The sequence below is a fragment of the Streptomyces sp. NPDC050418 genome (assembly GCF_044458745.1).
GTDB lineage: Bacteria > Actinomycetota > Actinomycetes > Streptomycetales > Streptomycetaceae > Streptomyces.
Window position 1 is genome coordinate 80,656 of record NZ_JBITIG010000003.1, and the last position, 10,908, is coordinate 91,563.

Sequence of the window (10,908 nt, forward strand, 5' to 3'; positions counted from 1 at the left end):
CCGTTCCAGGAGGAGGCCCGCTTCTGTATGAAGTGCGGGCGGGAGAGAGGGGAGCTGCCGTCGGCGGATGCCGCATCTGATGCCGCACCTGATGCTCCGGCCGCCCCGCCGGTCGCCGCGCCTGTCGCCGCGCCTGTCCTTCCGCCGCCGCCAACCGGCGTGCCGGGAACGCCGGTCGGGCAGGGAGCGCCGGTCGGGCCGGTGGGGCAGGCCGTACCGGTGGGGCAGGTACCCGCCGGGCCGCCCCCGCCCGCCTACCTGCCCGCACCCACCGGCCCCTCGCCTCTCGGCGCCTACCTCGGGCGGGCCTTCCGCGGGGGCTGGGCCGCGTCCGCGCAGGCCGCGCTCTGGCCCGTCGGGATGCTCCTGATCGCCTCGGTCGCGCTGGCGATTCCGTCGTACGGGCAGGAGGACGAGGTCGTCGTCTCCTTCACCGACCGGCTGCGGCTCGCCCTCGCGCTGCTGCTGCAGGGGCTCGGCGGCGGCTTCGAGGTGAGCGGGTCGGACGGATCGGGCGGTCCGGGCTCCAACCCCTTTGAATCCGGCGGCGATTCGGGCGGCGGGCTCTTCGAGAGCGGCGGCTCGGAATCCGGGACGGCCGCCCTGTCGGTGGCCCCGCTGACGCTCACCGCGCTGTGGGTCGTGGCCCTGCTCATCGGCGTACGCATCCTCCGCAACCGCCTGGCCGCCGTACCCCCGGCCTCGCGTACCGCGGGACTTGAGGCGGCCCTGCGGACCGCGCTGCTCGCGACCGGCGCGGTCCTGGTACTCGCGCTGTTCGCGCAGCCCGCGATCGACGGGGTCGAGGTGTCCTCGGCGCCGTTCCTGTCCGCGCTCGGCACGCTCGCGCTCTCGCTCGCCACGGCCGTCGCGGTCCTCCACCGCGACGACCTCGCGGAGTGGCTCTCGGTGCGCCCGGGGATCCAGTCCTTCGTACGGGCCGGGGCAACGGCCCTGCGCGCCCTGGCCATTGTCCTCGCGCTGGCCGCGCTCACCGCGTACCTCTGCCTCGCTTCCCTCGACGACATGGAGAAGGAAGGGCTGCTCCTGCTGCTCGCGTTCCTGCCGAACATCGGCGCCGCGGCGCTCGGCATCGGCTGGGGCGGCTCGCTCGAGTTCACGGCGCGCGGCAGCTCGTCCTTCGGCGGCGGCGGTACGGAGTCCGAGACCATCGGGCTCTCCGAACTGGCCGACGGCGTGGGCGACTGGGCCCTGGTGGGCGGCCTCGTCCTGGGCGCCGTCTGCGCCCTCGTGGTGGGCGCGCTCGGCGCCCGCCGGCACCCGAACCGCGGCGAACAGGCCCTGGTCACCGGCCTGTTCTTCGCGCTCCTGCTCGTGGTGTGCGGGCTGTCCGGGCTCGGCGTCGAAGGCGCGGTGGAGAGCTTCGCGGATCTCGGCGGCGAGGGCGGCGCGGAGGTCGCGCTGAGCATTCCCGAGGTGCTGCTCTTCGGGATCCTGTGGCTGTCGGCGGCGACGTTCCTCGGGCCGTACGTGCTGCGGATGGCGGGCAGCGGGCCGGGCGCCCCGCCCGCTCCTCCGGTTCCGTACGGGGGGTACGCGCCGTACGGGCAGCCCGTTCCCGAGTACGGTCCGGTGGCCGCTCCGGAGGCTCCCGCGCCTGATGCGCAGGGTGCCCAACCGGCTTCCGCGCCCGAGGTGTTGAACAGTCCCGGATACGGCTACCCGCCCGAAGCTCAGGCCCAGACCCCGGCGCCGTACGCCGCGTACTCCGAACCCACCCACACCGACCCGCCCCAGCGCTCGCGTGTCCTCCTCTGGGCCGTCACGCTCACCGCCGCGCTCGCGCTCGGTGCCGGGGCGACGGCCGGGTTCCTGCTGCTGCAGAAGGACGACGGGGATCCGGCGGCCAAGGACGACGCCAAGCCCTCCGCGTCCGCCTCCGCCTCCCCGAGCGCGGAGCCGAGCACCGCCGAGCCCTCGCCGTCCGACAGCGCCACGGCCGAGCCCTCCGCCTCGGCGAGCGCGGGCGCGGGTACGGACACCCATATCGTCTTCGACCCCGCGGGCTTCTCGCTGGCCGTCCCCACCGCGTGGAGCCGCGCCGGCGAGGAGAACGGGCAGACCACGTACGCCGGTCCGACCGGATTCGCGCACTTCCTGATCGGGATCGTCCCGGACGCGCCGGTGTCCTCGTACGAGAACTTCCTGACGATCGAGAAGAAGTCGCAGAAGAAGCCCGACTACCAGCGGATCCGGCTGGAGAAGAACACGTATCACGGGATGCCGGGCGCGCTCTGGGAGTACACGTACACCGAGGAGGAGACCGGACGCACCGTGCACGCCATCGACCAGGGGTACGTGGCCGAGGACGGCACCGAGTACGCGATCTACCTCACGGACTACGAGGAGAACTGGGCGCTCGGCGGCCAGGAGATCTTCGACGAGGCGCTCGCCACCTGGCGCGTGACCGACTGAGGTCCGCCGCCCGGTGGTTCACGCCACCGGGCGGCCCGTCAGCTCGCGCACCTCTCAGCGCACCGGAAGAATCCACTCGCCGCTGCCCCCGGGCTCGTCCAGCTCGCGCTGCATGCCGCCGCGCGGCGGGCGCGGGGTGCGCGGCTCGCGGACTCCGCTGCCGCCCTCGCCCTCGTCGGGCCCGAAGTCGAACCAGATCGTCACGACCGCGCCGAACGGCACCCGCGCGCCCGGCTCGGGAAACTGCCGTACGACGTAATCGGTCACCATGAAGGGGAAGTCGGTCTCTCGCGGCGCCTCGACCAGCAGACCCGCGAGCGCGGCCTGTTCGCGGACGTCCATCGCCATCTGACCGACGAACTTCGGGACCGTCACTACTTCGGGTTTTCTGCGCAAAGCCGTCACCCCCAGCCGTACCGGAAGCGTAAACGGCTACCGGTCCGTCCGGAAGGCGCCGGACGGACCGCCCGGTTGCGCGGGTGCCCGCGTGCTCAGAGCGCCAGCCGGTAGCGGTGCCCCCGCCTCTTGCCCACCGGCGTCAGGAACACCTCCGCCAGCTCCATCCCGAGCCGCTCGACCACGGCGATCGACCGGTGGTTCTCCGCGTTGACCATCGCGACCACCTCCGGCACTCCGGCCGCCCGCAGCCGCTCCAGCGTGGTCAGCGCGGCGCCCGTCGCGAGCCCCTGCCCCCACGCGGAGCGCCCCAGCCGCCAGCCGATCTCTATCGCACCGACCGGGCCCCACTCCGGATGCGGCCACGGCTGCGCGCCCGTGAACCCGGCGACACCGCCGTCCTCGTCGAGGATCGTCCAGAAACAGAAGCCGAGCTCCGCGTCATGACGGCGCTGGCGGGCCGTGAGCTCCTCGTACACCGACACCTCGGCGGCCTTCCCGCCGTGGAACTCCATCACCTCGGGGTCGTCGAAGACCCGGTGCCAGGCGTATGCGTCCTCCTCGGTCGGGACCCGCAGGCGCTCGGCGGGCAGGGGTGAGAGGGAGTGGGGTGGACGTGGCGTCATCCGGGCAGCCCTTCGGTTCGTGATCAAGTCGCTCTCATAGACTGCCCTTGTCCAGTGCATTCGGCACCGAGAATTCGTGACTCCTGGGGAGAACCCGCCGTGACCGAGCCGCTCGCCCCGAAGACCCAGCCGCTCTCCGCCGACTCCTCGCACACGGCGGACGTCATCGTCGTGGGTGCCGGGCCGGCCGGATCCACCACCGCGTACTACCTGGCGAAGGCCGGACTCGACGTCCTGCTCCTGGAGAAGACCGCGTTCCCGCGCGAGAAGGTCTGCGGCGACGGTCTGACCCCGCGCGCCACCAAGCAGCTGGTGTCGATGGGCATCGACATCTCCGAGGAAGCCGGCTGGCTGCGCAACAAGGGCCTGCGCATCATCGGCGGCGGCGTACGGCTCCAGCTCGACTGGCCGGAGCTGGCCTCGTACCCGGACTACGGACTCGTCCGCAAGCGCGACGACTTCGACGAGCAGCTCGCGCGCCAGGCGCAGAAGGCGGGCGCGCGCCTGTACGAGCGCTGCAACGTCGGCGCCCCGGTCCTCGACGACCGCACCGGCAACATCACGGGTGTGCACGCCAAGCTCGGCGAGGACAAGCGCGAAGTCACCTTCCACGCCCCGCTGGTGGTCGCCGCGGACGGCAACTCCTCCCGTATCTCCCTCGCGATGGGGCTGCACCGCCGCGAGGACCGCCCGATGGGCGTCGCCGTGCGTACGTACTTCGAAAGCCCGCGGCATGACGACGACTACCTGGAGTCCTGGCTGGAGCTCTGGGACCGCCGCGGCGCCGAGGACCGGCTGCTGCCCGGCTACGGCTGGATCTTCGGCATGGGCGACGGCACCTCCAACGTCGGCCTCGGCATCCTCAACTCCTCCAAGGCCTTCCGCGAGCTGGACTGGCGCGAGGTCCTCAAGGCGTGGTGCGCCTCGATGCCGGAGGACTGGGGCTACACGCCCGAGAACATGACGATGCCGATCCGCGGCGCCGCCCTCCCCATGGCCTTCAACCGCCAGCCGCACTACACGAAGGGCCTGCTCCTCGTCGGCGACGCCGGCGGTCTGGTGAACCCCTTCAACGGCGAGGGCATCGCGTACGCCATGGAGTCGGGCCAGATCGCCGCGGACGTCATCGTCCAGGCGCACGCCCGCGCGACCCCCGCGCAGCGCGAACTGGCCCTGGCCCGCTACCCGAAGGTCCTCAAGGAGACCTACGGCGGCTACTACACGCTGGGCCGCGCGTTCGTGAAGCTCATCGGCAACCCGAAGGTCATGAAGATCGCGACGCAGCGGGGCCTGACGCATCCGATGCTGATGCGTTTCACGCTCAAGATGCTCGCGAACCTCACCGACCCCTCGGGCGGCGACGCGATGGACCGCATCATCAACGGGCTGTCGAAGGTGGCCCCGAAGGCCTGAGTCACGGGGCGGGCGGCCAGCTCTCCAGCGCGACGACGGCTTCCGTCGGGACGGGCCCGTAGATGTGCGGATACACGGGCCCGCCGGGAGCAGCCTCTTCATGCCGTACGGGGGCGGTGAGCTTGTCGCCGTCGATCACGAGCACGACGAGCTCACCGTGTGGACCCTTGCCCTCGCCGTACAGGAACTCCGCCACGGCGGGCAGTTGCTCCCGCGTCGAACAGTGGATGAACCCCTCCTCGGCGAGGGTGCGCCCACGCGTGGACTGCTCGTACGAACCCGCGCGGACGGCTTCGTTCCAGAGGGAACGTTCGGTGAGGTGGAGGAGTTCGGTCACGGTGGGGGACTCTAGCCGCTGTCGGGCAAGGACCCTGAAGTGATCGAGTAGGGTCCCCTCACCGCGGCGGGCCTCTTCGGTGGGGCCCGGCGGTTCGAAGGGGTGGGGACCTTGACCGAAGCCATGGCGAGTGGGAGTACCTGGCAGCTCAGCGCCGAGCAGGGCGGTGAGCTCGGTGGGCGCTGGTGGAAGTGGGCGCTGTCGGCACCGGATTCCAAGAGCCCGGTGCGGGATACGACCGGCGAGCACGCGGCATGGAGCCAGCCGGACGACCTGTGGTTCCTCGCCGGTACGTACGGCGGCAAGGTGACCCGGACCTGCGAAGTGCCGTCCGGGCGACCGCTGTTCTTCCCTGTGCTCAACATCCAGCACGCCGTCAGCTATTCGGATCGCCGGCCGCGTCTGCCGGTCGCGCACGCGTCGGCCCACCTCAACGGTGTTCCGCTGGAGCTGAGGGAGTTCGAGGGGCGCTTCCGGTACGCGTTCAAGCGTCATCTCACCTGGGGCGTGTGGGGTGCCATCAATCCGCTGAGCCCTGGGCAGTACGTCCTGGAGATCAAGGCGGATACGGGCAAGGGATTCTGGGTGGACACGACGTACCACCTCGCGGCGGCCTCGTCGCGCTGACGAGTCCGCGGCGTGACGCGCTGCGCGGTACCGTCCCCGCATGACTCAACGGGGGCGCATCATCAGCGGAGTGCTGGCCGGATTGCTCGCCATATGGGCTTGTGTCCTGTTCTTTCAGGAGCCCGTGCTCACGTTCCACTCGGAGGACACCGAGATCACGTGTGACTCGGTGGTGAACGCCGGGTGGCCCGAGAGGCTTGTGGCGGATTCTGCGACCAGCCGGTCGTACACGTTCAGCGTCACCAAGGGGGAATTGCCCGAATGGGGGGAGATTCCCGGGCAGTCCGTGGACAGTTGGGAGCAGCGGGACCGGATCGAGTCCGAGTGCGACCGCAGGCGGACCACGTACGCGGCCGGGATGGCGCTGCTGCTCGCCCCGGCCGCCGTGCTGGCGAGCGTCGCGCTGTTCGGTGGGCGCCGGGTGCGGGTTCTGCAGGGGGTAGCGGGGGCTGACGGCCCGTAGGCGCGTGACAGGCAATGCGAAGGGCCGCTGCATCCCCCGAGAGGAAGCAGCGGCCCTTCGCCGCATGAGTGGTATGCCCGGATTGCCCGGACGAACCGTCAGAGAACGCGCACAGCGCCCGAAGCCGGGTAGCCCGACAGGTCCTGGATGACGACGCCCTTCGAGGGGTTGGCCGCGTCCAGGTACTGGCCGTTACCGATGTAGACGCCCGTGTGGTACGCCGAGCCCTTGCCGCCCCAGTAAAGGATGTCGCCCACCTGGAGGTTGGACGTGCCGACCTCGGTGCCGACCATCGACTGGTCCTGGGAGACGCGGGGGAGGTCCACGCCGGCCTGCTTGAAGGCGGCCTGGACGAGGGAGGAGCAGTCCCAGGCGTTGGGACCGGTGGCGCCCATGACGTAGGCGTCGCCGAGCTGGGCCTTCATGAAGGAGATGACGGCGGAGACCGAACCGGAGGCGGGAGCCGAGGCGGTGGAGGCCGAAGCGGTGCTGAGCGTGGTGCGCTCGGAGTCGCGGGCGGCGCGCTCCTCGGCGGCGCGCTCGGCGGCGGCCTTCTTCTTGGCCTCGGCCTTCGCCTCGGCCTTCTTCTTCGCGTCCTTGGCGTCCTTCGCGGCCTGCTCTGCCGCCGCGTCCTTGTCCGCCTGGAGCTTGTACGCGTCGGCCGCCTGCTGCGTGGCGTCGGCCGTCGCGGCCGCCGCGGTCGCCAGGTCGGCGGTGAGCGTGGGCATTTCGATGGTCTCGGTCACCGGCTCGGCCGCGTTCGCCATGCCTGTGGTGCCGGCCACCGCGAGGGTGCTGAGGACGCCACCGGCAACTCCGGCGCGCAGCTTGGTGACGCGCTGCGGGCGGGGCTTCCGGTGGCTGGGTATGTGAGCGGTGTGGGACATGAGAACAACCGCTATCAGGGCGTCAGGGTTCCCTTCAAGAAACGTGTGCTGCGCCACAGTTGGCGGGGATCAAGCCGAATCCCGCGCGTGTCGGCCCTTATTGACGCCGTAACGGGCAATTTGGACAGCCTTGATCGGCGCTGTGATCACGGGTTTCCCGAATAACGCCCGATTTGCCCTTCACCTACCACCGCTCGTCCTCGTTGGCCAAGCCCCGCTTTTCGGCGGCCTTACAAGTGTGGCGCAGGTCACGGAATGGTCACCGCGACAACCCTCGACGGGAGTTCACCGTCCGGGCCCTGATCGATCGTGAACGCGTGCACGCGTCCGCACCGCGTCAGCCGCCGTACGAAGAGGTCCCTCGCGAGAGGGAAGGCTGGCCTTATCAGGTCCCTGGATCCAGCACCAATTTGCTTGCCGTCGCCAAGACTTGATAGAGGGCGCGACCTCGTGACCAGCGGTAACGAGCTAATTGATCACCATTGGTGATCACCTCGGAGCTTCGCGTATGAAGATCACCGCTCATCCGACTTCATGATCCTTCGTCAGGTGGTGGAGATCACAAAGGCGTTGTCGTACCCCGTGTCGCAGATCACAGACCGGCAGGCATAGGATGCGGGGCAGTTGGGCTTGTGAACTGCCTCACATAAGCACGATCTTGGACCAGTCAATGTCGACTGAGAGGAGCGAGGAGCGGTGAACGCCTATGCGCCCATCCTCGTACTGGGAGCCCTAGCGGCAGGCTTTGCGATCTTCTCCGTGGTCATGGCCACGCTTATCGGTCCAAAGCGGTACAACCGCGCCAAACTCGAAGCCTATGAGTGCGGTATCGAGCCGACGCCGACTCCGGCCGGCGGTGGGCGCTTCCCGATCAAGTACTACCTGACGGCGATGCTCTTCATCATTTTCGATATCGAGGTCGTCTTCCTCTATCCCTGGGCCGTCGCCATGGGGCAGTCCGGGGTCAACCAACCGTTTGAGCCGATGGCGGTGTTCCTGCTCGTGGAGATGCTGCTCTTCGTGCTCACCGTCTTCGTCGCCTACGCGTACGTGTGGCGGCGCGGCGGCCTGGAATGGGACTGAGGGGCTGAGGGGTCACCAATGGGACTCGAAGAGAAGCTGCCGAGCGGCTTTCTGCTGACGACGGTCGAACAGGCCGCGGGCTGGGTGCGCAAGGCATCCGTCTTCCCCGCCACCTTCGGTCTGGCGTGCTGTGCCATCGAGATGATGACGACGGGCGCGGGGCGCTACGACCTCGCCCGCTTCGGCATGGAGGTGTTCCGCGGTTCGCCCCGCCAGGCGGACCTGATGATCGTCGCGGGCCGGGTCAGCCAGAAGATGGCGCCGGTCCTGCGGCAGGTCTACGACCAGATGCCGAACCCCAAGTGGGTCATCTCCATGGGCGTCTGCGCCTCCTCCGGCGGCATGTTCAACAACTACGCGATCGTCCAGGGCGTCGACCACATCGTCCCCGTCGACATCTATCTGCCCGGCTGTCCGCCGCGGCCCGAGATGCTGATGGACGCGATCCTCAAGCTGCACCAGAAGATCCAGACCTCGAAGCTCGGCGTGAACGCCGAGGAGGCGGCCCGCGAGGCGGAGGAGGCGGCTCTCAAGGCGCTCCCCACCATTGAGATGAAGGGGCTGCTCCGGTGAGCGAGAACTCCAACGGCGTGAACCCCGAGAAGGACCTGGCCGCCTCGAACCTGCCGGGCCAGCGCGGCGACGGCGGCGAGGAGATCCGCGTCCAGCGCGGCATGTTCGGCGCCGACAATGGTGGCGATACATCCGGTTACGGCGGCCTCGTCCGTTCCGTACGGATGCCGGGTCCGAGCAGCCGCCCGTACGGCGGCTGGTTCGACGAGGTCGCCGACGAACTCGAAGGCGCCCTGGAGGAGCAGGACCTGCTCCCCGAGAACGCGATCGAGAAGACGGTCGTCGACCGCGACGAGCTCACCTTCCACGTCGTACGCGAGCACCTGCTCCAGGTCGCCCGCACCCTGCGCGACGACCCGGCCCTGCGCTTCGAGCTGTGCACCGGCGTCTCCGGTGTGCACTACCCGAACGACAAGGGCCGTGAGCTGCACGCCGTCTACCACCTGCGCTCGCTCACGCACGGCCGGCTGATCCGCGTCGAGGTCAGCGCCCCGGACAGCGATCCGCACGTCCCGTCCCTGGTCGGCATCTATCCGACCAACGACTGGCACGAGCGCGAGACCTACGACTTCTTCGGGCTGATCTTCGACGGTCACCCGGCCCTGACGCGGATCATGATGCCGGACGACTGGCAGGGCTTCCCGCAGCGCAAGGACTACCCGCTCGGCGGCATCGCGGTCGAGTACAAGGGCGCCCAGATCCCGGCTCCGGACCAGCGGAGGTCGTACAGCTGATGTCTACTTCACATGCCTCCGCACGGGAGACCACCGAGGGACCCGTATATACGGTCACCGGCGGCGACTGGGACGAGATCGCCCAGACCGCGGCCAGGTCCGACGACGAGCGCATCATCGTCAACATGGGCCCGCAGCACCCGTCCACGCACGGCGTGCTCCGCCTCATCCTGGAGATCGACGGCGAGACCGTCACCGAGGCCCGCTGCGGCATCGGCTACCTCCACACCGGCATCGAGAAGAACCTCGAGTACCGGACCTGGACGCAGGGCACCACGTTCGTCACGCGCATGGATTACCTGACGCCGTTCTTCAACGAGACGGCGTACTGCCTGGGTGTCGAGAAGCTGCTCGGCATCGAGGACGAGATCCCGGACCGCGCGAACATCATCCGCGTCCTGCTCATGGAGCTGAACCGGCTCTCCTCGCACCTCGTCTGCATCGCCACCGGCGGTATGGAGCTGGGCGCGACCACGATCATGATCTACGGCTTCCGGGACCGCGAACTGATCCTGGACCTCTACGAGCTGATCACCGGTCTGCGGATGAACCACGCGTACATCCGCCCGGGCGGTCTCGCCCAGGACCTGCCGCCGGGTGCGATGGACCGGCTGCGCGAGTTCGTGAAGACCATGAAGAAGAACCTTCCCGAGTACGACAAGCTCGCCACCGGGAACCCGATCTTCAAGGCCCGTATGCAGGACGTCGGTTACCTCGACCTCGCGGGCTGCATGGCCCTCGGCGCCACGGGTCCGATCCTGCGCTCGGCCGGTCTGCCGCACGACCTGCGCAAGACCGACCCGTACTGCGGCTACGAGACGTACGACTTCGAGGTCCCGACCTCCGAGACCTGCGACTCGTACGGGCGCTTCCTGATCCGGCTCGAAGAGATGCGGCAGTCGCTCAGGATCGTCGAGCAGTGCCTGGACCGTCTGGAGCCGGGTCCGGTCATGGTCGCCGACAAGAAGATCGCCTGGCCCGCGCAGCTCGCGCTCGGCCCGGACGGGCTCGGCAACTCGCTCGACCACATCAAGAAGATCATGGGCACCTCCATGGAGGCCCTGATCCACCACTTCAAGCTGGTGACCGAGGGCTTCCGCGTCCCGCCGGGCCAGGCGTACGCGGCCGTGGAGTCACCCAAGGGCGAACTCGGCGCGCATGTCGTCTCCGACGGCGGCACCCGCCCCTTCCGGGTCCACTTCCGTGACCCGTCCTTCACCAACCTGCAGGCCATGGCGGCGATGTGCGAGGGCGGCCAGGTCGCCGACGTCATCGTCGCCGTCGCGTCCATCGACCCCGTGATGGGAGGCGTCGACCGGTGACCGCTTCTTCT

The 10,908-nt window shown here is 69.4% G+C and carries 12 protein-coding genes; 8 read left to right on the forward strand and 4 right to left on the reverse strand.

All coding sequences use genetic code 11. The annotated features are described in order from the left end of the window. Positions 1-219 precede the first annotated feature (219 nt). Entirely contained in the window at positions 220-2,436 is a 2,217-nt protein-coding gene (locus ACIBI4_RS07745; protein WP_399202748.1) for a hypothetical protein, read from the forward strand. Positions 2,437-2,490: 54 nt separating this feature from the next. Here the strand turns inward: ACIBI4_RS07745 and ACIBI4_RS07750 are convergent, their stop codons facing one another. Continuing rightward, positions 2,491-2,811, reverse strand: a complete 321-nt coding sequence (locus ACIBI4_RS07750) for a PASTA domain-containing protein (protein ID WP_399202749.1) — start codon at positions 2,809-2,811, stop codon at positions 2,491-2,493. Positions 2,812-2,927: 116 nt separating this feature from the next. Further along, complete coding sequence (locus ACIBI4_RS07755) at positions 2,928-3,458, reverse strand: GNAT family N-acetyltransferase (RefSeq protein ID WP_399202751.1); 531 nt, start codon at positions 3,456-3,458, stop codon at positions 2,928-2,930. Positions 3,459-3,557: 99 nt separating this feature from the next. On the opposite strand from ACIBI4_RS07755, the gene ACIBI4_RS07760 reads away from it, so the two are divergent. Further along, positions 3,558-4,871 carry a geranylgeranyl reductase family protein gene (locus tag ACIBI4_RS07760; RefSeq protein ID WP_399202752.1) on the forward strand — a complete coding sequence of 438 codons (1,314 nt, stop codon included), beginning with the start codon at positions 3,558-3,560 and terminating at the stop codon, positions 4,869-4,871. A gap of 1 nt (position 4,872) precedes the next feature. Here ACIBI4_RS07760 and ACIBI4_RS07765 read toward each other — a convergent pair whose 3' ends face one another. Further along, the gene (locus tag ACIBI4_RS07765) at positions 4,873-5,208 is read right to left on the reverse strand and encodes a DUF952 domain-containing protein (protein ID WP_399202753.1); all 336 of its coding nucleotides are present in this window, start codon (positions 5,206-5,208) and stop codon (positions 4,873-4,875) included. Between the two features lie 102 nt (positions 5,209-5,310). Here ACIBI4_RS07765 and ACIBI4_RS07770 point away from each other — a divergent pair, with 102 nt between their 5' ends. Next, complete coding sequence (locus tag ACIBI4_RS07770) at positions 5,311-5,835, forward strand: hypothetical protein (protein ID WP_399202754.1); 525 nt, start codon at positions 5,311-5,313, stop codon at positions 5,833-5,835. Positions 5,836-5,875: 40 nt separating this feature from the next. Continuing rightward, positions 5,876-6,298, forward strand: coding sequence for a hypothetical protein (locus ACIBI4_RS07775; protein WP_399202755.1), 423 nt, complete (start codon positions 5,876-5,878; stop codon positions 6,296-6,298). A gap of 98 nt (positions 6,299-6,396) precedes the next feature. Here the strand turns inward: ACIBI4_RS07775 and ACIBI4_RS07780 are convergent, their stop codons facing one another. Continuing rightward, positions 6,397-7,185, reverse strand: a complete 789-nt coding sequence (locus ACIBI4_RS07780; protein WP_399202756.1) for a C40 family peptidase — start codon at positions 7,183-7,185, stop codon at positions 6,397-6,399. Between the two features lie 696 nt (positions 7,186-7,881). On the opposite strand from ACIBI4_RS07780, the gene ACIBI4_RS07785 reads away from it, so the two are divergent. From ACIBI4_RS07785 to ACIBI4_RS07800, 4 genes are read left to right on the forward strand one after another with little or no spacing between them, the layout of a single operon-like run. Further along, positions 7,882-8,268 carry an NADH-quinone oxidoreductase subunit A gene (locus ACIBI4_RS07785; protein ID WP_399202757.1) on the forward strand — a complete coding sequence of 129 codons (387 nt, stop codon included), beginning with the start codon at positions 7,882-7,884 and terminating at the stop codon, positions 8,266-8,268. A gap of 18 nt (positions 8,269-8,286) precedes the next feature. Beyond that, on the forward strand, positions 8,287-8,841 hold the full coding sequence (locus ACIBI4_RS07790) for an NADH-quinone oxidoreductase subunit B family protein (protein WP_003998928.1): 555 nt from the start codon (positions 8,287-8,289) through the stop codon (positions 8,839-8,841). Then, positions 8,838-9,575 carry an NADH-quinone oxidoreductase subunit C gene (locus ACIBI4_RS07795; protein ID WP_399202758.1) on the forward strand — a complete coding sequence of 246 codons (738 nt, stop codon included), beginning with the start codon at positions 8,838-8,840 and terminating at the stop codon, positions 9,573-9,575. Before ACIBI4_RS07790 ends, ACIBI4_RS07795 begins: the two co-directional genes overlap by 4 nt. Beyond that, positions 9,575-10,897: an NADH-quinone oxidoreductase subunit D gene (locus tag ACIBI4_RS07800; protein WP_399202759.1), complete on the forward strand. Its 1,323-nt coding sequence runs from the start codon at positions 9,575-9,577 to the stop codon at positions 10,895-10,897. Before ACIBI4_RS07795 ends, ACIBI4_RS07800 begins: the two co-directional genes overlap by 1 nt. Positions 10,898-10,908: the final 11 nt, after the last annotated feature.